Consider the following 22,285-nt stretch of genomic DNA (forward strand, 5'->3'; position numbering starts at 1 on the left):
GGTGAAGCAATTGCAAATTGATGGCAGAACAACTCTTTGCGGTCTTTTCGGTTATCCGGTGGAACACTCCTTTTCACCGGCTATGCACAATGCCGCGTTCCGGGCTTTAAATTTAAACTGGGCCTATGTACCGTTTAGAGTGGAACCCGGGCACCTGCCCCGGGCGGTGGAAGCGGTGCGCTGCCTTAACCTGGCCGGGGTAAACGTGACCGTTCCTCATAAAGAGGCGGTGCTGCCTTACCTGGATGAATTAACCCCCGCTGCCAAAACCATTGGGGCAGTAAATGTAATATTGAATAATAATGGGAAATTAACCGGTTACAACACCGACGGCCGGGGTTTTACCAGGGCGCTGCGGGAAGAAGCCGGCTTTATTCCTAAAGCTAAGAAAGCGGTCATATTGGGAGCCGGCGGTGCGGCCAAAGCGGTGGCGGTGCAGTTGGCTTTGGAAGGAGCAGCAGAAATTGTAATCATCAACCGTACCGTTAACCGGGGGGAAGGTTTGGCCCAAACCCTGGCCCAAATGGGTGCTGTCAGCCGGGTACTGACCTGGGAGCAGCGGGATCAAGCTGCTGATGCTGCTGCCGCGGCGGATCTGGTGGTGCAGGCCACCAATGTGGGCATGTACCCCGAAACAAACCAGTGCCTTCCCATACCGGAGGAAGTTTTTAATTCCCACCAGGTGGTTTGCGATTTGATATATAATCCCGTGGAAACTAAATTTCTAAAACTGGCCGGTGCCAGGGGGGTTACCGTGGTCAGCGGTTTGGGCATGCTGCTTTACCAAGGGGTGCTGGCCTTTGAACTGTGGACCAAAACCGCTGCCCCGGTGGAAGTTATGAAGCGGGCTTTAAATAATCAGTTAGGAGGTAGAAAAGGGTGAGATTTTTAACTGCCGGTGAATCCCACGGCCCCGCCCTGACAGCTATTGTGGAGGGGCTGCCGGCAGGATTGCCGTTAACCGAGGAATATGTAAACCAGCATTTGGCCAGGCGCCAGGGAGGGTACGGCCGGGGGGGCAGAATGAAAATAGAAAAGGACAGGGTGCGGTTTCTCTCCGGTGTGCGGGGGGGATTAACCCTGGGCAGCCCGGTGACCATGCTGATAGAAAACAAGGATTATGCCAATTGGTCTGACATTATGTCCCCCGCTCCCGGAGCGGATGTATCAAAGCGAGTGGTTACCCGCCCCCGCCCCGGTCATGCCGACTTAACCGGGGCTATAAAGTACCGGCACCGTGATATCAGAAACGTGCTGGAGCGGGCCAGTGCCCGGGAAACCGCTGCCCGGGTGGCGGTGGGCAGTGCTGCCCGGCTTTTATTAGAAGAGCTGGGTATAAAAATAATTGGTTTTGTAAAACAAATCGGTTCTGTGGCCGTAGAAGAAAAAGAATACAGCTTTACAGAGTTACGGGACAGTTTAAGCCGTTCCCAGCTGCTGTGTCCTGACCCCGGGGCCGAAAGAAGAATGATTGAAGAAATTGATCGCTGCAGGCAGCAGGGGGATTCACTGGGCGGTATTTTTGAAATTCATGCCTATAACCTTCCGGTGGGGCTGGGCAGTTATGTTCACTATGATCGCAAATTGGACGGCCGGTTGGCCGGGGCGTTGATGAGTATTCAGGCTATTAAAGGTGTGGAGATCGGGGCCGGCTTCCGTGCGGCAGCGATGCCCGGCAGTGAAGTGCATGATGAAATATTTTATCATCCCCATGAAGGCTTTTACCGCCAAACTAACGGGGCCGGCGGCATCGAGGGGGGCATGACCAACGGCCGGGCGGTGGTGGTGCGGGCAGCCATGAAACCAATTCCCACATTATATAAACCGCTGAGAAGTGTTGATCTGCATACCAAGGAACCCTTTGAGGCTTCGGTGGAGCGGTCAGATGTTTGTGCCGTGCCGGCAGCTGCCGTGGTGGGTGAAGCGGTGGTGGCCTGGGAACTGGCGGCGGCGGTGTTGGAAAAATTTCCTGGCGACAATTTGCAGGAACTGGTCAATGCGGTACAGCAGCATCGCCAGTATGTAAGGCAGGTGTAGCCATGGACAATATTGTTTTAATTGGTTTTATGGGCTGCGGCAAAAGTGTGGTGGGCCGGAAACTGGCTTCCCGGTTGGGCTTAAAACACGTGGATACCGATACCGAGATTGAGCGTTTAACCGGTAAAACAGTGGCTCAAATATTTGCCAAAGACGGTTCCATCCGCTTTAGATCGGAAGAAACACTGCTTTTAAAAAGGCTGGCAGGAAAAAAAAATATGGTTATTTCCACCGGGGGAGGCATGGTGCTGAACCGGGAAAATGTAGAACTTTTAAAGGCCGATGGTATTTTGATTCACCTATACGCATCACCGGAGGTAATTTACAACCGGGTTAAAGGCAGGCGCCACCGCCCGTTGTTAAACAGGGGGGATCTGAAACAGCGCATCATTGAACTGTTAAAGGAGCGGGCCGGTGCCTACGACGTGGCCGAACTGGCCGTGGATACGGGGAAGTATGCTGTGGATGAAGCGGTGAATCAAATAATTAAGTATTTAAAGGAAAGGAAGTATATTGGTTGAAAACCGTTCTGCCGGTAAATTTGAGCGGCAAAAGCTATCACATCATAATTGGAGCTGATCTGCTGCCGCAAATTGGTGCATTTTTACAACCGTTAAAATTAGGAAGCAAGGTACTGCTGGCCACCAATCCCACAGTGATGAGCCTGTACGGTAAAACGGTACAGCGATCCCTCCAGCAGGCCGGGTTTAAAGTTACAGTGGCGGAAGTGCCGGAGGGTGAAGAGGCTAAATCTTTGGAACAGGCCGGGGTCCTGTATGATGTTATGTTTAACGCCGGGCTGGATCGTAAAAGCCCGGTCATTGCCCTGGGCGGTGGGGTAGTGGGGGATTTAGCCGGGTTTGCAGCCGCCACTTACATGCGCGGCGTACCCTTTATACAGGTTCCCACCACTTTACTGGCCCAGGTGGACAGCAGTGTAGGGGGCAAGGTGGCGGTAAACCACCCCCGGGGAAAAAACATTATCGGGGCATTTTATCAACCCCAGCTTGTGCTTACCGATACCAAAACATTAAGCACCCTGGATAAAAGGGATGTGCTGTCGGGGCTGGCAGAAGTAATTAAAGCAGCGGTGATCAGGGATGAGCGCTTTTTTAACTGGTTGGAGGAAAATATTGACCGGGTGCTGGCTTTAGAGGAAGCGGCTCTAAATCGTATTATAGAAACCTCCTGTCAAATTAAAGCCCGGGTGGTGGAAGAAGATGAAACCGAACAGGGAGTACGGGCAGTATTAAACTACGGCCACACGGTGGGCCATGGTGTAGAAACTTTATCCGGCTACGGTACCTACCGGCACGGTGAGGCGGTGGCCATGGGCATGGTGGCCGAAGCCAGGATAGCAAAAGAGTTGGGGTTAATTAACCGGGATGTGGTACAAAGAATAGAAACTTTAATTGCCAGAACCGGCCTTCCCACCCAATTACCGGGCGATTTATCCCCGGCGGAGTTAATGGCCTCCATGTACAAAGATAAAAAAGTGTTAGATGACACGCTGACCTTTGCTTTAATTTCAAACATCGGTGAGGCGGTAATTAAAAAAGACGTTCCGGAAGAAGTTATTTTGGCGGCTGTAGAATGTTAATATTTGGCGTTCCATTATTTTAAAAGATGGTTATTTGATACAATTTTTGATACAAATAACAATAAAAATCTTGCCTAAAATATGGTTAATATGTATAATATGGCTTGAGTAAGCGTATATTATTATAATACTGCTAATACTGCGTACTGAACTAAATAGCTTAAAAGGCAAACTTACCGAAAGGTAAGGACGCAAAGCCGCGGGCCTAAGGGTGGTATCACCTATGGCAGCCGGTTGCCTTAGGAATAAATCCAAAACCTAAGTATAATTTTAGCGTTTTGGATTTTTTTTTCGCGGGAGTAGGGTAAATGAATATGAAAATTAATTACAAAAAAAATTTTCTCGGTACCTGGTTAGTTAAAGAAGGTGTGGTTACCGAAGCCCAGCTGGAAGAAGCATTAAATAACCAGGCAGTGAATAAAAACAACAGAGGATTGCTGGGCAAAACTCTGGTACAAATGGGCTACTGCTCTGAAGAAGATATTGCCAGGGTGATAGCAAAACGGGCCGGGGTTCCCTTTGTGTCGCTGGAAAACTATCCGGTGGACACCGCTGCCATGGCTCTCCTTTCACCGGAGATTATTAAACGATATAAGGCGCTGCCCATTGCCTTTAGTGATGACGGCAGGCTGATTGTGGCCATGCAGCAGCCCACCGATATTATGGCCATTGATGATCTGCGTATTCTTACCGGATATGATATAACGGCGGTTTTTGCCACTGACAGTGAATTGGAGGCGGCCATAGAAAAATACAGCCTGGGCAAATTAGATTTTGAACAGGCCGGTGATGAACCGGCTGCGGAAGATGAACCTGCTCCGGAAAATGATATTTTTCCCGGCCGGCAGGAGTCAGAAGAAAGCCCGGCGGTGCAGCTGGCCAACATGATTATCTCCCAGGCGGTGGCCGCCCGGGCCAGTGACGTGCATATTGAGCCCTATGAAAATTACTGCCGGGTGCGCTTTAGAATTGACGGTGTGCTGCACGACATGATGCAGCCCCCGCGGCGCATGCATGCCCCGCTGGTTTCGCGGATAAAAGTGATGGCCAACATGGACATAGCAGATCGGAGAATTCCCCAGGACGGCCGGACAACACTGAAAATGGAAGGAAGAACCATTGATATCCGGGTGGCGTCACTGCCCACAAGTTACGGTGAGCGATTAACGCTGCGTCTGCTGGATCGTGCCAATAAGATAATTACCCTGGAGGAACTGGGCGTTGCCCCCCAGGTGCTGGATAAATACCGCCAGGCGATCAATCTTCCCTACGGTTTTATACTGGTTACCGGTCCCACAGGCAGCGGGAAAAGCACCACTTTATATGCCAGTCTGTCTGCTTTAGATAAGACGGAAAAAAATATTATCACTGTGGAAGATCCGGTGGAATACCGGATTGATGAAATAAACCAGGTTCAAATTAACCCCAAGGCAGGGCTTACCTTTGCCTCCGGACTGCGTTCAATACTGCGCAACGACCCGGACATCATCATGGTGGGGGAAATTAGGGACCGGGAAACGGCAAAGATAGCCGTTGAATCGGCTATGACCGGCCACCTGGTTTTTTCCACCCTGCATACCAATGATGCCGCAGGAACAATTACCCGACTGACAGAAATGGGAATTGAACCTTTTCTAACGGCTTCGTCACTGGTTTGTGTGCTGGCCCAGCGGTTGGCCCGGGTTCTCTGCCCCAACTGCAAGAAACCTTATGAATTAACCAGGGACCAGCTGCAGAACATACCGGATTTTCCTTTAAGCAGCGGGAAAGAGCCGGTGAAGATTTACCGCCCGGGCGGCTGTATGCGCTGCAGCTACACCGGGTATCGCGGGCGCACCGGTATTTATGAATTGCTAATGGTAACGGAAAATATACAGCGTCTGATTTTAGAGCGCAAATCGTCTAAAGAAATTAAAAAAGCTGCTGTGGCCGAGGGAATGGTTACGCTGCGCCAGGACGGTTTAGAAAAGGTAAAGCAGGGCATTACTTCGCTGGAAGAAGTGATGAGGGTGGTATTGTGATGGGACAAAGAGTGCCTGATTTAAACGAAATTCTTATTCGAACCGTTAAAATGGATGGCTCTGACCTGCACCTGACCACCGGTTTACCCCCGGTGGTGCGGGTTTATGGTGAGCTGGTGCCAATGGATTTGCCCCGTTTAACCCCCCAGGACATAGAGGATTTAATCTATCCTGTACTCCAGCCCCACCAGCGGGAGCAGCTGGAAAAGGAACTGGAGCTGGACTTCTCATACTCCATTTCCGGTGTCAGCCGTTTTAGGGGCAATATTATGTGGCAGAGAGGTACACTGGCTGTAAACTTCCGAACGGTGGCCATGAGCATTCCCAAACTGGCCGACCTGGGCCTGCCCAGGGCGGTGGGAAAGCTGAGTAATTTACCCCGGGGATTGGTGCTGGTCACCGGTCCCACCGGCAGCGGTAAGTCCACCACTTTGGCGGCCCTTATTGAACAAATTAACGAGCAGCGCAGATTGAATATAGTAACCATAGAAAATCCCATAGAGTACCTGCACCGGCATAAAAAATCGATCATCAAACAGCGGGAAGTGGGTACCGATACCCATTCATTTGCCAATGCCCTGCGGCACGTGCTGCGCCATGACCCGGATGTAATACTGATCGGGGAAATGAGGGATATAGAAAGCATTAGTATCGCCCTTACCGCTGCGGAAACCGGACACCTTGTCTTTTCTACCTTACATACCCAAACCGCTTCCCTGGCGGTGCACAGAATAATAGACGTGTTTCCGGAGGGAATGCGGGACCAAATTCGCCAGCAGCTTGCTGATTCGCTGCAGGCTGTCATTGCCCAGCAGTTAATTCCCAGGGCTGACGGCAGGGGCAGGACTGCTGCCGTTGAGCTGCTGCTCAGCACCCCTGCTGTAAGAAATATCATCCGGGAAGGTAAGGAACACCAGTTGTACACAGTAATGCAGACCGGGCGCAATGTGGGCATGCAGACGCTGGATCAAGCCCTGGCCGAACTGTGTTTAAAAGGATTGATTACCAAGGAAATGGCCCTAATGCGCTGTGTTGACCAGGCCGAATTGGAGCGCTCGCTGCGCAGATGTCAATTTTAACCGGAAGTGAGGAAGATTATCTTGCCCTTGTACGCTTACCAAGTGATGGACCGGACAGGAAGTGAGCTGACAGGTAAGTTAGAAGCCGAGCACCAGTGGTCAGCCGCTGCGCGGCTGCAAAAAATGGGTTACATCGTTCTGGATGTTGCGGAAGTTAAGGAATCTTCCTTTAAAAAAGCGTTTAGTTGGCGTAAAAAAGTAAGTATCGGTGACCTGTGTTTTTTCACCCGCCAGCTGGCGGCCATGCTCCGGGCGGGAATACCGCTGACGCGAAGCCTTTTTACTCTCAGTGAACAGGCCAAAAACCCTACACTGGCCGAAGCTGTGGCTGAAATTGCCCGCGGCGTGGAAGGGGGATTGAGTTTTTCCGAAGCGCTGCGCCCCTACTCGAATATTTTTTCTTCCTTGTATGTGGATATGGTCAAGGCCGGTGAGATGGGCGGGGCATTGGATGAGATTTTAAGGCGTCTTTCAGAACAGCTGGAGCGGGAGAAAAGTTTACGGGACAGCATTCGCTCGGCAACCTTTTACCCGGCGGTTGTTTTAGTTTTTGCCACCGGGGTGATTTTAGCGCTGATGTTTTTCATTGTTCCCGTTTTTAGCAGCTTTTTCCCCCAGGGTACCAAACTGCCGCTGGTAACGGAAATTATCCTTGATTTGAGCCGGTCGTTGAGAAGTTTTTGGTATTTCTACTTACTGGGGCTGCTGCTGGCTGTACTGGGCCTGCGGGTGTATGCGGCCAGTGAAAGCGGCCGGGAGAGATGGGAAAAAATTAAGTTTAAACTGCCGGTATTGGGCGACCTGTTTAAAAAAGCTGCCATAGCCCGTTTTTCCCGCATCCTGGCCACTCTTTTAAGCGGTGGTATTCCCGTACTGCAGGCGCTGGAAACGGCCGGCCCGGCATCCGGCAGCAGGCAGGTCAGTCAACTGGTAAAGGATGCCGGTGCGGGTATTCAGGAAGGGCAGAGTATAGTACGGCCCTTGGAAAGAAGCGGTTTTTTCCCACCCATGCTTACCAACATGGTGGCGGTGGGAGAGGAAACGGGGGAACTTTCCACACTGCTGGCCCAGGTGGCGGACTTTTACGAAGAAGAAGTGGCCACCATGACTAAAGGGCTCACGGCGTTAATAGAACCAATTTTAATTATCTTTATTGGCCTTGTAATTGGCGGCATTGTGATTTCCATTTACTTACCGATATTCAATGTCGTTACCTCCGTTGGGGGGTAGTCAAAAGACCTCGCAAGGAAGTGATAAGCTGTAATGGGGTTATTTAAATCATCCACCGCTGTGGGTCTGGAGCTGGACACCGGTGTTATCCGGGTTGTTCAGCTGAAGGGTACGCCCCAAAATGCCGTCCTTGCGGCGGTGGAACAGATAGAAATCCCGGAAGAAGCGGTGGTTGAAGGGGTGGTGGCTGACGGCAGCGCGGTGGCCGGTGCTTTGGAAAAGCTGTGGGTAAAAGCGGGTATTAGAAAACGTGATGTGGTGCTGGGTATTTCCAACCAGGGCGTATTGATGCGAATGGCCGCACTTCCCAGCATTCCGGAAGAAAAGCTGGCCCAGGCTATGCGCTTTCAGGCCGAAGAATATTTTCCCATTCCCATTTCTGAAATGGTATTGGACTTTTCGGTGGTGGGCCGGTGGGATGGCGAGAACGGTCCGGAAATGGAAGTGCTGCTGGTGGCCGCCCGGCGGGATATACTGGACAAAAGTATTAATGCTTTAAAACTTGGCGGTTTAAACCCGGAAATTATCGATGCTTCTCCCCTGGCCCTGATGCGTGTTTTACCGGAAGAAAAACTTACCGGCACGGTGGTTTTGGTGGACATTGCCAACGGTTTGAGCACCCTGCTGCTGGTTGATAATGGTGTGCCGCGCTTTTCCCGGGTGCTGTCCCGTTCTGTGCAATCTTACGCTGAGAAAAATAATGTTCGGCTTGCGGAATTTTTTACACTGCCCGGTGCAGCCGCTGCGGCGGAAGGAAAAGAGGATATCGGCAGCGGCGGTATTCCGGCGGAGTGGGGAATTGCCTTGGCCGGTGAGATTAGGGTATCCATCAGCTATTATTTGACCCAGACTAAAAGCGGTTCGGTGGATTATATATATTTAAGCGGCAGCGGTACCCGGGTGAAAGGACTGCCCGGGCTTTTGCAGCGGGAGTTGGATGTGCCGGTGGAAGTGATCCAGCCGTCAGCCAAACTGAAAAAAATAACCGGGGTCCCAGGGACAGACATAGAAAAAGAGGGGCCGGACTTTGCTGTCAGTGTTGGTTTGGCCCTGCGGGGATTGGGGGAACCCTAAGCAATGGAAATTAGAATTAATTTATTACCTCCAGAGTTAAAAGCCCGGCAGAAAAAAATACGCCGGCAGCGGCTGCTGCTGGCAGCCGGTGGTGCTGCTTTAGTATTTCTTCTCACTGTCTACAGCATACTGCTCACCGCCACTTTCCAGGCCAGGGCCGAGGTTGTAAAGCTGCGGGCAGAGAGAGAGGCCTGGGAGAAAAGGGTTCAAACCTATGAACCGTATGCTCAGCTGCAGGCCCGGGCAGAGAAGGCAGACCGGTTGATAAGCCGGGCCGAGGCTGGGCATCCCCACTGGGTACAGCTGCTGTATGATATCGGCCTGCACATTCCCCCCTATGTTTGGCTCACCGATTTAAATGCCAGTTATAAAGCGGATAAAAATTCCGGCCGGTTATCCCAGGGTGAAATTGTACTGAAGGGTTTTACCCTGGATCACGTTTCAGTGGCCCGCTGGCTGGAAGAACTGGGCCGGGTGCCGGGGTTGAAAAATGTTCGCTGCCAGTTTTCTTCCCAGGAAAATGCTGACCGGCAGGCACTGGTCCAGTATGAAATCAAAGCTGAACTGCTGCCCGGCAGAAACCGGCAGGATACAGCGAAAAGGGCGGGAGAATAAGGGATGGTACGGGAAAAAAGGTCTGGTTTTTGGATTATAATCTTGGGTGCTGTTTTACTGGCCCTGGTATTATTTTTGGTGTATAACCAGCTGGGGGCTTTAAATGCAGCCCGGGAGGCCGCTGCCAAAGAGCGGGCAGCCATTGTGGATGTTCAGCGTCGTTTACAGCAGCTGACAACGGTTAAAAAGCGGGCCCAGGATTTAAACCAGCAGTTAAAGCGCTGTAACCGGCTGCTGCCGCCGGAACCTAACGAGGCGGAACTGATTAATGACATAAAGAACTATGCTTACAGGTCTAATGTACATTTTATTCAAATTCGTTTTCAAAAGTATGTACCTAAACAGGGTTATGTGGAGATGCCCTTTAAAATGGTGCTGGAGGGAGAATATCACCAGCTGCTGAATCTGCTGCAGTACCTGCAGGATGGCCCGCGCCTGGTGCGCATAGATGAAGTGAAGATCGGCAAAGGCAGGGAAGAACTGCCGGTGGTTAGAGTTGATATTTCCGGCAGTGCCTTCTATGCGGGCGGACAGTAAGTACCGTTTCCTGGTTAAAAAAGGGTGAAAAACCCCATCTATTGGCAGGAACGAGCATTTTTTCGGTGTACTGCAAAAACCACCGGCTTGGCAGGATAGCTATGGTAATTAATAACGGTTAACCGGCAAAGGGAGGGGTGGCCGTGATTAATGAAAAGCAGAAAATTAAAGATATACTGACCAAAGAAATCAAATTTAGCGACATAGTTAAATACATTAAGAAAAATAAAATAAAAACCGCTGCAGCCGGTGTCCTGGCAGCGGTTTTGGCCGGAGTAATTTTTCTGGTACAGGTAAAACCGGGTTTTTGGAGTGATGCTGCCGGCCAAAGTGAGGATACACTGGCGCTGATCCAAAATGGGGAAATTAATGGGGAAATTAATAAAGAGGAAAATAGCTATACATATTTACCGGAAACCCAAAGAGAAATTGAAGACTTCTCCAGGGCAAGAGATCCCTTTGCCGGAACAATGGAACTGCAGGGGGTCGTTACCGGCGGCAGGGGAAAGAACATAGCTATTATCAGGGTGGGCAGCAAATCCTTTGTGGCCGGTGAGGGAACCCAAATAGCAGGTAATTTAACGGTGCAGGAAGTGAGAAACAGTACGGTAATTTTGAGTTCCCCGGGTGAAAAAATATACCTGGAACTGGGCGGAAAAATGAAATTGGAAAAAATAAAGCCGGATAAAAAAGATGTAAAAGAAACGGGGGATGAGAAGTGATGGTTACAGGCAGCACCGTTGGTTTTTTCAGGCATATTATAAAAGCATCCCCGGGAACGCTTATTACGGCAGTACTGCTGGCAGGAATACTGGCTTTAACGGTGGGAATTGATAGGGCGCCAGCAGGGCAGGCGGAAAGGGCTGCTAACGCCCCTTCGTTACTAGATACAGTTTTTGCCGAAACGGGGAATACAATTACCCTGAACGTACGGGAAGCCTACCTGCAGGATGTGCTGTCCGCCCTGGCCATTAAAATGGGGGCAAACATTGTGCTGCTGGACAGCAAACCGGTGAAAGTTACATTTAAGGTGGAAAATGTATCCCCCCGGCGGGCCATGGAATTGATTATTCAAAGCAGCGGTCTTTCCTACCTGCAGAGCGGCAGTGTTATTATCATCGGCCCAGCGGATAAACTGCAGCAGAATTTCTTCAACCACATGGCTTTAACCAGGTTTGACACCCGGTATATAGAAAGTGACGAAATTCAGAATATGATTAATAAACTGGGGATTAAGGGGGTTAAAACCATCATTAAAGATGACAACCCCCACGCCATTTGGGTGCAGGGCACGGCACAGGCGCTGGATAAAGTGAGGGAACTTATTTCTGCGGTGGATATAGAAAAGGAACCTTTTGAAGAAAAACAATCCCGGTTTTTCTACACCCTGGAATACACGGCGGCCGGTGAGGCGGCAGAAAAATTAAAACAGTTCGGCTTTGGGGATAATGTAAAGGCGATAATCGGTGAGGGGGATAAATTTGGCAGAGAATTACTGGTACTCTGCCCTAAGGATATTGAAGGCCAGGTGATGAGTGCCCTGGATGCCATCGACATGCCGGTGAAAAAGACCCGGGTTCCGCTGCTGACGGAACGGGGGGAGAACGCCCATCAAAGGCTCAATGCCACCCGCCACCTGCTTAGTGAGTTGAGCGGCGTGCCGGTGGGCAGCTTGCACATTTCCAGAAATCTGGGCAGCAGAGATAATCCCCTCTATGTGCTTTGGGTGGAAGAAACGCCGGATAAATCTCAACTGCTTAAAAACTTGGTGGATGAGATGGATTTGAACTAAATTAAATTAGTTAACTAACATATAACATTAACAGGAAAAGTTTTTTGTTAAGACAGCTGATGAAAGGAGGTGAAACAATGTTTGACAGAATTTGCCGCAGTTTAAAAAACCGCCGGGGTTTCACTCTTGTGGAACTGATGGTGGTGGTGGCGATAATCGGTATCCTGGTGGGTATTGCAGTGCCGCTGTTCAATAAGTCGACAAGTTCGGCCGAAAAGAAGGCCTGCCATGCCAACCAGCGGATAATAGAAGGTGCCGCCATGCAGTATTATGCTGAGAAAAATACATGGCCCAGTGACGTTGAGGCACTGGTAAATGAGGGGTACTTACAGGAGGAACCTAAGTGTCCCTTAAGTAAAAGTGGTTATACAATTAATGATAAGGGCAAAGTAACTGGTGTTAAACCACCAGGCAGCGGCGGTACACAGTGCAACCACGGGTATTACGCCAATGATGGCGGCCAGTTCCCGGGTTCAGGCAGCAGCAGTCCATAACAGTGGTAACAACGGTAATAACAGCTAAGTGCCGGGTATTTTAATGTTAAGGGGAGTATTTTTGTATAAGTACTCCCTTTAATGCTACCCTGAAAAATGGTATCCTGCTGAGTCCGCCTGCTTTTCATTCTCTGATGGTGTCATTACGGCAGTTTTCACTTTTTAGTTAATCGGTAAAGGGGAGCTCCCAAATGCTGCAGATGTTTGATTATAGGAATAAAAGCCGCCGGGGTTTTACTTTAATAGAAGTTTTAATTTCCCTTACAATACTGCTTATCGTGGCGCTGGCATTGGTGCCCCTGTTTTCCTTTGTGGCCCGGTCCACCCAGGCCAACAGGGCCCGTTTGGTGGCCATGGAACTGGCGGCCGGCAGAATGGAAGAAATAAGACAAGCGGATTACATTACTCAAATTGGAGAAGTTGGGGGTACTCCGGTGGGAATTTTTCCCTCCACCGAAACCAGAACCATCGGCGGCATTGAGTACACCATTAATACGGAAATTGTGTGGAAGGATGACCCCAGTGACGGCACCGGTGACGGTGATGTCGTTCCTTTTGATTACAAGGGAATACGGGTTACTGTTTCTGCTCCCGGTGTCTTTAATGGGAAAGTGACGCAGTATGCTGATTTTAATTCCCTGGCGGCAAAGGAAGAGGGAGAATCCATTATACCTGTCCTCAAAGTGCGGGTAAACCGCGGGTGGGTGGATACCCCGGGCGTTACCGTACCGGTGGAAGGGGTGCGCACTACCCTGCTGACCGGTCCGGGAGCACCGCGCAGCCAGTTTACCGGTGCAAACGGGGAAAGTATCTATGATATAAATTTATCCGGCAGTGATTACGGTACAGTAACAGTTAAAGTGACCCCTCCCCTGGGAATGATAGTCCGCCCGGACATGGCTGGCGGACAGAGTGTAGCGGTGGCCAAAGGCACAACTTCAACCGCCGTTTTTGAAGTTGAGCGGCCCTGCGCGCTGGAATTTTATTCTGACAGCACCGGCAGGATGATATTGAAGCAGCCCTACGGCGGCGACATTACCCAGGAAGTGCAGGAAGGGAATAATAAAGTTGAAAATTTATGGCCGGTGGGTGACGGGGCAGAGGGTACTTATAAATTGACAATTATTGATGAGGCCTATGTTCAGAATTTTGATGGCCCCGGCAGCTATACCGTTGAAAAAGAGATTGGGTGGGGGGGTAACCCTTCGTGGGAATTTGGAGAGCCCACCACTGGTCCCCGTGGTGCGCATACCGGCTCCGGTGTTTGGGCCACTAATCTTAACGGTAATTATAAACCCGGGGAAAGAAGCTGCCTGGTATCGCCGGAAATAGACCTAAGGGGCTTTGCGGGTGCAGATTTTAAATTGAGCTGGTGGCAGTGGCTGCAGACGGAAGAAGGGTATGACTATGTGTATGTGGATGTAAATAAAAACGGCGGAGATGAAAATGACTGGGTTACCGTATATAAAGAATCCGGAGATGTGGATTTAAAATGGGCGGAGAAAGAGATTACTTTGGATTCCTCCTATGCCGTAAAAAATTTCAAGGTGCGGTTTCGGTTTCAGTCTGATGGCAGTATACAGTTTCCCGGCTGGTATATTGATGACATAGCTATTTACCGTGAAAGGGAGCATGATTGGGATGGTAAGTTTAAAGCTCCCGGCACAACGGTGGATCCCTTTAATGTAACTGAATAGTTTACAGAGCATAATTCCCCATATTTTAAAAGGGTGGTTAATGTGGTGAAAAGAAAGATAGAGATAATAAAATCTCTTTTTTCCAGCGAGAAAGGTTTTTCTTTGGTTGAGCTGATGATGGCCCTGGCTTTAATGGGCCTGGCCCTGGCCGGAATATACAATATCTTTTTCTTTGCCCACAGCAGTTTTAATCACGCCCGGTTAGAAAATCAGGTGCTGCAGGAAGTAAATTTATTTTTAACAACCATCGGGGCGGAAATAAACTCTGCCCAAAGGCCAAATGACAGTACAGAAGCTGTTGCGGTTAATGGGAACGGGATAGATATATACCGTGTAAATAAATTTACAAATAACTGGGAACGGATTCAATATCGTATTGCCCATGGAAAGCTGCAGCGCAGGAGTGCTGAACTTTCGGAAGAACTGGGCACCTGGCAGACAGTGGTAAGCGGGGTAGATAACACCGGTATTTTTCAAGTTTCCCCTGTGCCAAATTTTGAAGATTGCCGCCGGGTGAGCATTAATTTAAAGGTAAGCGGTGCGCCCACTCCCTTGAATAAACCGCTGGAAATCAGTACGGTTTTTATATCCCGCAGCAGGGGGGGAGAGGAATGACGCTGCATTATGTGAACTTTGCTGAAGCGTAGTTATCGGGAGGGTAACTATGAAGAACTTTTTTAATAATGAAAAGGGAATAGTTCTGCCCATTGTGGTGGTGATAATTGCCATTGTTACCGTGCTGGGCTTTTCGGCGGTATTTGTGGTAAACAGTGAAACAAATATGATTAAACGCAGTGCCGGTGCCCGGGATGCCATTTACTATGCCGAAGCGGGAGTGCATAAATATCTATGGCATTTGAATAAAGATTCTACCTTTTATCAAACAGGTACCGGAACGGGGCTGGTGCCGGTGGAATTTTATCCCAACGGATACCCCAGGAAATACCAGCCCACTGCATATGAAGATGGCTTTTATCAATTAATTATTGAACCACCTCAATATATTGAGGATTCTGCCGAAACAGAACCCTTTTTAACCATTATTTCCACCGGCTGGACAAAGAGCAGCCCGGCCGACAGGCGCACCATTAAAGTTAAGGTGCAAAAGCGTAAGTTTACCCAGTACGGCATGGTTACCAATAATGAAATAAATGAATATGGCGAGCGCTTGTATTGGGTTAGCGGAGAGAAATTTTACGGTCCGCTGCACAGCAATGACATTCTTTATATTTCAGGCCGCCCTACCTTTTACGGCCCGGTTACCTATACCGGGGGAATAGATGGTGCGGATAAAGACAATAAAAATATTTTTAAGCAGGGAGCCGCGCAGGCCGACCCCTTAACCTTTCCGCCCGGCAACAGTGATTTAAAGGCCTGGGCCACAAGCCCCGGCGGTCATTATTATAACGGCCGCACCTGTATTATGTTAAGGGGGGATAAATATGATGTTCGCACCTATGATAGAGATTCCGGTCAATGGAAGTATAACGGCGTACCGTACCGGTATAAAGCGGGTAAATATATAAACGAACTGACTAATGAAAGTTATAATAATTTTTCCGATTTTGCTGCCGCCTGTCCTTCTTTAGATCTGCCGGAAAATGGAGTTATTTATGTTGATGGTGAAACATACGATCAGCGGCACGCGGATAATCATCCATTTACTTATTGCTGGCGGCCGGAGTACGGCAATGTTTTTATTTCCGGAAAATTACAGGGGCAGCTGACCGTTGTGGCGGCAAATGATTTATTTATCACCGGGTACAACCCCACTGACTGGCGGAACCCGAGATACAGCAGCCTTGAGCGTACAGAAGGGGTTACCTATGAAAAAACAAGTTTTACCCAGGTTATGGATGATTCCGGTTGGTTGCGCACAAGGGTTCATGTGGACGCCGGCTATAACGGTGTAGATATGCTGGGATTGGTGGCGGGCTTTAAGATACGGATACTGCATTATAACTGGCCTGCTCAAAAAGATCCCTTTTATTGGGGATCCCGCTGGATACCAATTGACGTGGCCCCCTATAACATTACCATTCATGCCGCTTTGTATGTTCCCCATTCTTCCTATGGTTTTCAATATGCTGAAATGGGTAAAAGAAAGGGAACGATTACTCTGGTGGGGTCAATTACCCAAAAATACCGGGGTTTTGTGGGCAGCACGGGGTTAATAGGTGGTACGGGATATAAAAAAGTTTATTCACACGACCCCCGGATGAAATTTGACAGTCCTCCCCATTTTACCGACCCGGCCAATTCCGGCTGGAGGAGTATTTCTTGGCAGGAAGTTGCCCCGCCGTAGATAAAGGAGTGCGTTAAAGCTGTACTCCTTTATTTATTTACCGTAATATTTTTCAGGGAAGTTTCCGGCATAAAAAATCCCTGTTTTAATAACATGGTATAAAAGGTTAGTGGGAGGGGATTGGATGACCTTTGAACAAAAAATGGTCATCATTTTTTTTACCGCCCTGGGGGTTGTATTGGGAGCGTCAATAATAGGCTCTGCCTCCGCCGTTTTTGTACGCCAGCCGCCTGCCACCACCATGGTTAGACTGGCCGGTGAAATAAAAATTTGGGCCATTGTGGCAGCCATAGGCGGCACCTTCACTGCCATTGAAGTGCTGGAATCCGGAATTTTTGCAGGCGAAATCCGGGCCGTTTTAAAACAATTTTTGTATGTAATCAGCGGTTTTGCCGGAGCACAGGTGGGTTACTTTTTAATACTGTACTTGGCGGGGGGCAAAAATTGAACCGGTTGATGATAAGATTATTAGCTGCGGTGTTAATGGGTATAATTTTAGGCAGTTCCGGTATGAACCTGTATATCAGCAGGCAGTTTGAAGAATTGACCGCTAAAAATCGCACTTTGGAAGAAGAACTAAAGACTGCCCGCAATGATGTGGAAGAGTTGAGAAAACGGCTGGAAAAACAAGAACAAAGAAAAGAAATTACCGATATAAAACCAAATGTGCGGCTGGAAGCAGAAGAAAAGGATAATTTACCCAGTTTTGAGGCTATCAGCGTTAAATTAAATGGGCAAAAAAAAATAAAGCAGTTATTACTGCCGCTAAAGGGGCAGGAAATTAAAAATGTAGATTATAGTTTAATACCCCGGGTAATAGATGGCAGGGAATTTGAAAGTGAAGGTAGAAGATATGTTTTAAAAGTTGATATAATAATAATAACCAATGAACTGCATGTTTATGCCACCGCCAAATTGTTAAAGCAAAATAAATAACTTAAACATAACTGCCAGCACTTTGGACAAAATATATTTATAATTTGTAAATCATATTTAAAGGAGTGTTGGCGGTGGAAGAGTATATTCGTTCTCGAGTTCCCTGGACCACAGAACCAAGTTTGGTTACCAAAACCGAAGAAGTAGGGGTAGATTTTGACCGGTTTATTGACGGGCTGAAAAATGACCGCACGGACGCAGAAATAGCCCAAGAATTTGGAGTGAGTGAAAAAACAATTGCCCATCTCAGAAATCATTTTATGAGATACGGTATAGGTTCCACCATGGGACAGGACTAATACAGGGGGCCGCCCGGCCCTCTTTCCATTAATAGGGGGATTGCCGATGTTAGCCAAATTATTGTTTTTGTTTATATTTATTCCCTTTGTGGAATTAATGATTTTAATTCGTGTTGGAGATTATATAGGATTTTGGCCCACATTGGCCCTGTTAGTAGTGATGGGCTTACTGGGATTTGCCATGGTGCGCTCCCAGGGATTTTATGTGGTGCAGCGTATCAAACAGGATCTGGCCCACGGAATACCCCCGGCCCAATCCCTTATGGACGGGCTTTATGTATTTGCCGGAGGCCTGCTGTTAATTACCCCCGGATTAATAACTGATATGGTGGGGCTGCTGCTGCTGTTTCCGCCATCCCGCCTGGCAATAAGTAAAATTATTACTCCCTGGCTGGTGAATAAATTGCTGTATTCCAGGCACTGGCATATACATCGCTGGTAGCATGTTTACATAAATTTAACCATTTATTAACTTTTACATGTATAACATTTGTGTTATAATACGTAATTATTAAATTTACTTAGGAAGGGAGAGAAAAAGTTGTATCCCGAGAAATTTGTCAAAGAAGGATTAACATTCGATGACGTATTACTAATTCCCGCTGCTTCAGAGGTGCTGCCTCGAGATGTTGATACATCAACCTACCTTACTAAAAAGGTAAAACTGAATATACCGTTAATGAGTGCTGCCATGGATACAGTTACAGAATCCACCATGGCTATAGCTATGGCCCGGAATGGCGGTATTGGAGTAATTCACAAAAATATGACCATTGAAGAACAGGCTTTGGAAGTTGACCGGGTTAAACGGTCTGAACATGGGGTGATATGGGATCCCATTTTTCTATCCCCTGACGACTCTATTAACGAAGCAGAGAATTTAATGGCTCGCTACCGTATATCTGGGGTACCCATTACTGAAAATGGCAAATTGGTTGGTATTATCACTAACCGTGACCTGCGCTTTATTAAAGACTATGACCAGCCAATACGTAATTATATGACCAGTGAAAACCTGGTTACTGCACCGGTGGGAACCACATTGGAACAGGCCAAAGAAATATTAAGAAAGCACAAGGTTGAAAAGCTGCCCATTGTAGACGAAAACTACATGCTTAAAGGCCTATTTACTATTAAAGACATTGAAAAGGCCAAACAGTTTCCCCTGTCGGCCAAAGATAAGCGTGGTAGGTTAGTGGTGGCAGCAGCGGTAAGTGTTTCATCCGAAACTCCCGACAGGGTGGAAGCATTGGTAAATGCTAAGGTTGATATTGTGGTGGTAGATACCGCCCACGGGCATTCCAAAGCTGTAATTGAAACGGTTAAATACATAAAGCAAAAATACCCCGATTTAGAAGTGATAGCCGGAAACGTGGCCACTGCAGAAGCCACCAGAGCGTTAATTGAGGCGGGTGTCAGTGCTGTAAAAGTGGGTATCGGACCGGGGTCAATTTGTACCACCCGTGTGGTAGCAGGGGTGGGCGTACCTCAAATAACTGCCATTTACGAGTGCGCTCAAGAGGCTAAAAAGCATAATATTCCCATCATTGCCGACGGTGGAATAAAATATTCCGGAGATATTACCAAGGCCATTGCTGCCGGTGCAGATGTGGTTATGCTGGGAAGCCTGCTGGCCGGTACGGAGGAAAGTCCCGGGGAAATAGAAATATACCAGGGCAGAAGTTATAAAGTATACCGCGGCATGGGTTCCCTGGGAGCAATGAAGAAGGGCAGTAAAGACAGGTACTTCCAGGACAAAGCATTAAAGCTGGTTCCGGAAGGTGTTGAAGGGCGTGTACCGTATAAAGGAGCATTGTCAGACACAGTATTCCAGTTAATCGGTGGTTTGAGAGCCGGTATGGGGTACTGCGGTTGTAAGGACATTCACGAACTGCAAACCAAAACACAGTTTATACGCATCACCAGCGCGTCGCTGCGTGAAAGCCATCCCCATACGGTAAGCATAACTAAAGAGGCCCCCAACTACAGTTTGTAACAGCTGGAGGAAAGGAAAACGGAAACAGCCTTGAGATATTCCCATTTAGTATCTCAAGGCTGTTTGTTTTTTATAAATATTTGCTTTTAAAGGTAAGCTCTTCAAAACGCTGAATGGCTTCTTTGGGAACGTTTTTACCGTGCCTGACCATTAACACATTGGCCGGGTGTTCCAAAATATCCGGGTCATCGGTGGCACGTTTTTTAAACCCCACACTGCCAAAGAGCTTGGTTAACATTTTTTGATAATCCCACATGGTCAGCTCACTGCCCCGCAGGTCCCAGTGCCAGCAGTATTCTATTGTAATAATTATAAAATCCTCTATAAAGCTGTGGCTAAAGGCTTCCTGCATCAGGTGGTAAGCCACCCGGTATTTGCGCCACTGTTTTGTAACTTCAATGGCACCTAATTCTAAAACCCAGGGGTGTTTGTGCCAACGGCTGTATTCGTCTGGGTGATGGAAGGTTATGTAACCGATGATTTCTTTTTCATGGCGGGCAATAAATACCCTGCCGTTGGGCAAGTTGGTAATGGTAATTAAAGCTTCCTGCTGATTTTTAGCTGGACGAAAATTGTTTAACCCTTCATGCATTGATAACCGGGATATGTATTCTCCTGTTACCGGCCCTTCCAGGTGTATTACATCTTCTTCGGGAGTAAATATTAAGCCTTTAGCAATATGGATTTTTTTTTGATCAATGTTTTTTTCGTTGGGATCATAAAAAGCCATATTCAAACCCATCACCTTTTCAAGAGTTCACTTTAACTTCACTGTTTAAAAACACCCGGTACTCATTCTGGAGTTCTTCTTACATTATATTCTAATTGTTAGTTCAATTACAACACTGTTGCTAATTTTTAGCTAAATTTCAATAACTAACATTTACTGCGGCATGTTATTCCATGGTTGGGGGATATGTAAAATTGTGTTGTAAAAAACTGGAAAAAAAATAATTTGACTACGCAGGGATATTTCCTTTTATAGTGAATATAAATAATAGGTTAAAATTGTAAGTATATCCAGAATGACACTATTAAGGAAGGTGATGGTTGAAAGGTGAGCGGTAAGCTTAGTTCTTTAACAGATGTGTTGAAGAAAACCTTATTCTTTTTTGATGGGTTATCCATACCGGAGATAGCGCCTTATGTGCATCAAAAAATGCTGCGGGATTACACGCTGGCTCAAGTGGAGGAAAAGGTTCAGCTGTGCTTGAATCAAAATCCCTGTTTCTATACAGACAGTTATGGTTTGTGGTATCTTAACACAGATGGAAATAAAGAAAATGCAAACTTCTATAAAACGCTGCAAAAAAAGAAAGAACCCATGAGTATTCGCCAGGTGAGTAAAAATTCCAGAACCAAAAAAGCTAAGATAACTAAAAAGCTGGCTGAAGAAGCGGCTTTGGTTGTTGATGGCCGTTTTGTGCAGTTGGAAAATGGCCATTGGGGGTTGACAGAGTGGGATCTTGAAGCGGGGCAGTATTCTCTTAAGCATTTAGTAATTAAAGCCCTAAAAATGCACCCTAATGGCCTTTCGGTACAGCAGGTGCTGGAAGTGGTTCAGCAGTGGAAGGATACTTCTGCAGGTGCCGTTAAACAAATACTGCATAAATTTCCTTACTTTGAAGAAATAGAAGAGGACTTATATACTTATAATCAAAGCCTGCAGATACTGCATGATAAAATGGTTAAACGTTATTTGGACATTTTGCGCCGGCAGAAGCAGAAATGGTATTACGACCGGGAACGCTGGAATATAAAAATTAACAACTTAAAAAAACAACTGGAGGAGGTATCTGCTGCTCAGAAAGAGGCCGCTGCAGCAATGGCGGAACGGATTTCAATTGTTGATCAGTACCATCACTTGGCGACACAATTATCAGAAAAAGATTTGCTTCTATCCATGCGCAAAAAGGAAATATTAAGGTATCGGGAGCAGCTGGCCAAACTGGAGCGAAAGGCCAATAGTATACTGCATCAATGCCGCTTATGGGTGCGGCGCACCGAGGAAAGAGACAGGGAACTTAAAAAATTAAAGGAATATAACCAAAAGAATCAAGTCAGTTTGGAAACAATGTTTTCTAAGCTGCAGCAGTATAAGGAGCGGGATCGGGTAAATAAAGCCAAAATAGCGGAGTTAAAGGAGCATTACACCACCCGGATCGCAGAATTGCAAACGGAAATTGTGGAGTTAAAACAAAAGTTAGAGCGTACCCGTGAGAAAAGCGAGCAGGAAGAAAGGCATTTGTACCAAGACCTGAATAACATGTCTAATGACTTGAAGGAGGCATTGGAAACCAGTGAAGAACTGCAAAAATCCATCCGGCTGCTGCAGCAGGAACTGGATCAGGCCCAGGAGGAAAAACGGCGGCTGGAGATGAAGCTGCGCCCCCTGCCGGTGCGAGTTGTGCTGAGGGTGTGCAGTTTATTTGGAATATGTTAATTTGCGGAATGACCAGGGGAGGTTTCCTTTGGTCATTTTTTATGTGTGCCCGGCATGGGCAATGTCTATAGGGTGAAAGTCCCGAACGTTGAAGGTAGCAGTAAACGTTAGCTTAAGGCAAGGGTGTCCG

Annotated in this window: 23 protein-coding genes and 1 riboswitch; of the genes, 22 read left to right on the forward strand and 1 reads right to left on the reverse strand. The window is 47.8% G+C overall.

The genetic code is table 11. The annotated features are described in order from the left end of the window. The first annotated feature begins 1 nt into the window (after position 1). The 21 genes from JOC37_RS02080 to guaB all read left to right on the forward strand — a co-directional run bounded on the left by JOC37_RS02080 (position 2) and on the right by guaB (position 19,712). Positions 2–883: a shikimate dehydrogenase gene (locus tag JOC37_RS02080; protein ID WP_204615368.1), complete on the forward strand. Its 882-nt coding sequence runs from the start codon at positions 2–4 to the stop codon at positions 881–883. Next, a complete protein-coding gene (gene aroC / locus JOC37_RS02085; RefSeq protein ID WP_204615376.1) occupies positions 880–2,037 on the forward strand; it encodes a chorismate synthase in 1,158 nt (385 codons plus the stop codon). The genes JOC37_RS02080 and aroC overlap by 4 nt, the downstream gene beginning before the upstream one ends. Before the next feature lie 2 nt (positions 2,038–2,039). Next, positions 2,040–2,558 (forward strand): shikimate kinase, encoded by a 519-nt coding sequence (locus JOC37_RS02090; RefSeq protein ID WP_204615378.1) that lies wholly within the window; start codon positions 2,040–2,042, stop codon positions 2,556–2,558. Then, positions 2,555–3,637, forward strand: a complete 1,083-nt coding sequence (gene aroB / locus JOC37_RS02095; RefSeq protein WP_204615380.1) for a 3-dehydroquinate synthase — start codon at positions 2,555–2,557, stop codon at positions 3,635–3,637. Before JOC37_RS02090 ends, aroB begins: the two co-directional genes overlap by 4 nt. 156 nt (positions 3,638–3,793) lie before the next feature. Next, positions 3,794–3,879: riboswitch (cyclic di-GMP riboswitch) on the forward strand. A gap of 66 nt (positions 3,880–3,945) precedes the next feature. Next, entirely contained in the window at positions 3,946–5,658 is a 1,713-nt protein-coding gene (locus tag JOC37_RS02100; RefSeq protein ID WP_338017321.1) for a GspE/PulE family protein, read from the forward strand. Beyond that, positions 5,658–6,737: a type IV pilus twitching motility protein PilT gene (locus JOC37_RS02105; RefSeq protein WP_204615382.1), complete on the forward strand. Its 1,080-nt coding sequence runs from the start codon at positions 5,658–5,660 to the stop codon at positions 6,735–6,737. The genes JOC37_RS02100 and JOC37_RS02105 overlap by 1 nt, the downstream gene beginning before the upstream one ends. A 21-nt stretch (positions 6,738–6,758) precedes the next feature. After that, complete coding sequence (locus tag JOC37_RS02110) at positions 6,759–7,967, forward strand: type II secretion system F family protein (protein WP_204615384.1); 1,209 nt, start codon at positions 6,759–6,761, stop codon at positions 7,965–7,967. A 33-nt stretch (positions 7,968–8,000) separates the two neighbouring features. Beyond that, entirely contained in the window at positions 8,001–9,041 is a 1,041-nt protein-coding gene (gene pilM, locus JOC37_RS02115; protein ID WP_204615386.1) for a type IV pilus biogenesis protein PilM, read from the forward strand. 3 nt (positions 9,042–9,044) lie between these two features. Next, complete coding sequence (locus JOC37_RS02120; protein WP_204615387.1) at positions 9,045–9,656, forward strand: PilN domain-containing protein; 612 nt, start codon at positions 9,045–9,047, stop codon at positions 9,654–9,656. 3 nt (positions 9,657–9,659) lie between these two features. After that, the gene (pilO, locus tag JOC37_RS02125; protein ID WP_204615389.1) at positions 9,660–10,193 is read left to right on the forward strand and encodes a type 4a pilus biogenesis protein PilO; all 534 of its coding nucleotides are present in this window, start codon (positions 9,660–9,662) and stop codon (positions 10,191–10,193) included. 143 nt (positions 10,194–10,336) lie between these two features. Beyond that, on the forward strand, positions 10,337–10,915 hold the full coding sequence (locus tag JOC37_RS02130) for a hypothetical protein (RefSeq protein WP_204615390.1): 579 nt from the start codon (positions 10,337–10,339) through the stop codon (positions 10,913–10,915). Further along, entirely contained in the window at positions 10,915–11,985 is a 1,071-nt protein-coding gene (locus tag JOC37_RS02135) for a hypothetical protein (RefSeq protein WP_420797265.1), read from the forward strand. Before JOC37_RS02130 ends, JOC37_RS02135 begins: the two co-directional genes overlap by 1 nt. A gap of 77 nt (positions 11,986–12,062) precedes the next feature. Further along, positions 12,063–12,479: a competence type IV pilus major pilin ComGC gene (locus JOC37_RS02140; RefSeq protein ID WP_204615393.1), complete on the forward strand. Its 417-nt coding sequence runs from the start codon at positions 12,063–12,065 to the stop codon at positions 12,477–12,479. A 191-nt stretch (positions 12,480–12,670) separates the two neighbouring features. Further along, entirely contained in the window at positions 12,671–14,176 is a 1,506-nt protein-coding gene (locus tag JOC37_RS02145) for a prepilin-type N-terminal cleavage/methylation domain-containing protein (protein WP_204615398.1), read from the forward strand. Positions 14,177–14,221: 45 nt separating this feature from the next. Further along, entirely contained in the window at positions 14,222–14,791 is a 570-nt protein-coding gene (locus tag JOC37_RS02150; RefSeq protein WP_204615400.1) for a prepilin-type N-terminal cleavage/methylation domain-containing protein, read from the forward strand. Positions 14,792–14,840: 49 nt separating this feature from the next. Then, on the forward strand, positions 14,841–16,481 hold the full coding sequence (locus JOC37_RS02155; protein ID WP_204615402.1) for a hypothetical protein: 1,641 nt from the start codon (positions 14,841–14,843) through the stop codon (positions 16,479–16,481). A gap of 124 nt (positions 16,482–16,605) precedes the next feature. Further along, positions 16,606–16,929 carry a YtrH family sporulation protein gene (locus tag JOC37_RS02160; RefSeq protein WP_204615404.1) on the forward strand — a complete coding sequence of 108 codons (324 nt, stop codon included), beginning with the start codon at positions 16,606–16,608 and terminating at the stop codon, positions 16,927–16,929. Then, positions 16,926–17,417 (forward strand): sporulation membrane protein YtrI, encoded by a 492-nt coding sequence (locus tag JOC37_RS02165; protein ID WP_204615406.1) that lies wholly within the window; start codon positions 16,926–16,928, stop codon positions 17,415–17,417. Before JOC37_RS02160 ends, JOC37_RS02165 begins: the two co-directional genes overlap by 4 nt. A gap of 74 nt (positions 17,418–17,491) precedes the next feature. Then, positions 17,492–17,716: a helix-turn-helix domain-containing protein gene (locus tag JOC37_RS02170; RefSeq protein WP_204615408.1), complete on the forward strand. Its 225-nt coding sequence runs from the start codon at positions 17,492–17,494 to the stop codon at positions 17,714–17,716. Positions 17,717–17,762: 46 nt separating this feature from the next. Beyond that, on the forward strand, positions 17,763–18,158 hold the full coding sequence (locus tag JOC37_RS02175; protein WP_204615410.1) for an FxsA family protein: 396 nt from the start codon (positions 17,763–17,765) through the stop codon (positions 18,156–18,158). Between the two features lie 99 nt (positions 18,159–18,257). Next, positions 18,258–19,712 carry an IMP dehydrogenase gene (guaB, locus tag JOC37_RS02180; RefSeq protein WP_204615417.1) on the forward strand — a complete coding sequence of 485 codons (1,455 nt, stop codon included), beginning with the start codon at positions 18,258–18,260 and terminating at the stop codon, positions 19,710–19,712. A 70-nt stretch (positions 19,713–19,782) separates the two neighbouring features. Here guaB and JOC37_RS02185 read toward each other — a convergent pair whose 3' ends face one another. Continuing rightward, a complete protein-coding gene (locus JOC37_RS02185) occupies positions 19,783–20,442 on the reverse strand; it encodes a GNAT family N-acetyltransferase (protein WP_204615419.1) in 660 nt (219 codons plus the stop codon). A gap of 327 nt (positions 20,443–20,769) precedes the next feature. Between JOC37_RS02185 and JOC37_RS02190 the strand changes: the two genes are divergently transcribed. Then, positions 20,770–22,155, forward strand: a complete 1,386-nt coding sequence (locus tag JOC37_RS02190; RefSeq protein WP_204615421.1) for a phage-shock protein — start codon at positions 20,770–20,772, stop codon at positions 22,153–22,155. The last annotated feature ends 130 nt before the right edge of the window (positions 22,156–22,285 follow it).

Origin of the sequence: Desulforadius tongensis (genome assembly GCF_016907915.1) — a bacterium.
GTDB lineage: Bacteria > Bacillota > Desulfotomaculia > Desulfotomaculales > Desulfohalotomaculaceae > Desulforadius > Desulforadius tongensis.

Excerpts from the sequence above, each read along its gene's own strand:
- JOC37_RS02090 (WP_204615378.1), top strand. The coding sequence starts at position 2,040 with ATGGACAATATTGTTTTAATTGGTTTTATGGGCTGCGGCAAAAGTGTG.
- JOC37_RS02100 (WP_338017321.1), top strand. The coding sequence starts at position 3,946 with ATGAATATGAAAATTAATTACAAAAAAAATTTTCTCGGTACCTGGTTA.
- JOC37_RS02105 (WP_204615382.1), top strand. The coding sequence starts at position 5,658 with ATGGGACAAAGAGTGCCTGATTTAAACGAAATTCTTATTCGAACCGTT.
- pilM (WP_204615386.1), top strand. The coding sequence starts at position 8,001 with ATGGGGTTATTTAAATCATCCACCGCTGTGGGTCTGGAGCTGGACACC.
- JOC37_RS02120 (WP_204615387.1), top strand. The coding sequence starts at position 9,045 with ATGGAAATTAGAATTAATTTATTACCTCCAGAGTTAAAAGCCCGGCAG.
- pilO (WP_204615389.1), top strand. The coding sequence starts at position 9,660 with ATGGTACGGGAAAAAAGGTCTGGTTTTTGGATTATAATCTTGGGTGCT.
- JOC37_RS02135 (WP_420797265.1), top strand. The coding sequence starts at position 10,915 with ATGGTTACAGGCAGCACCGTTGGTTTTTTCAGGCATATTATAAAAGCA.
- JOC37_RS02140 (WP_204615393.1), top strand. The coding sequence starts at position 12,063 with ATGTTTGACAGAATTTGCCGCAGTTTAAAAAACCGCCGGGGTTTCACT.
- JOC37_RS02145 (WP_204615398.1), top strand. The coding sequence starts at position 12,671 with ATGCTGCAGATGTTTGATTATAGGAATAAAAGCCGCCGGGGTTTTACT.
- JOC37_RS02155 (WP_204615402.1), top strand. The coding sequence starts at position 14,841 with ATGAAGAACTTTTTTAATAATGAAAAGGGAATAGTTCTGCCCATTGTG.
- JOC37_RS02160 (WP_204615404.1), top strand. The coding sequence starts at position 16,606 with ATGACCTTTGAACAAAAAATGGTCATCATTTTTTTTACCGCCCTGGGG.
- JOC37_RS02175 (WP_204615410.1), top strand. The coding sequence starts at position 17,763 with ATGTTAGCCAAATTATTGTTTTTGTTTATATTTATTCCCTTTGTGGAA.
- JOC37_RS02185 (WP_204615419.1), bottom strand. The coding sequence starts at position 20,442 with ATGGCTTTTTATGATCCCAACGAAAAAAACATTGATCAAAAAAAAATC.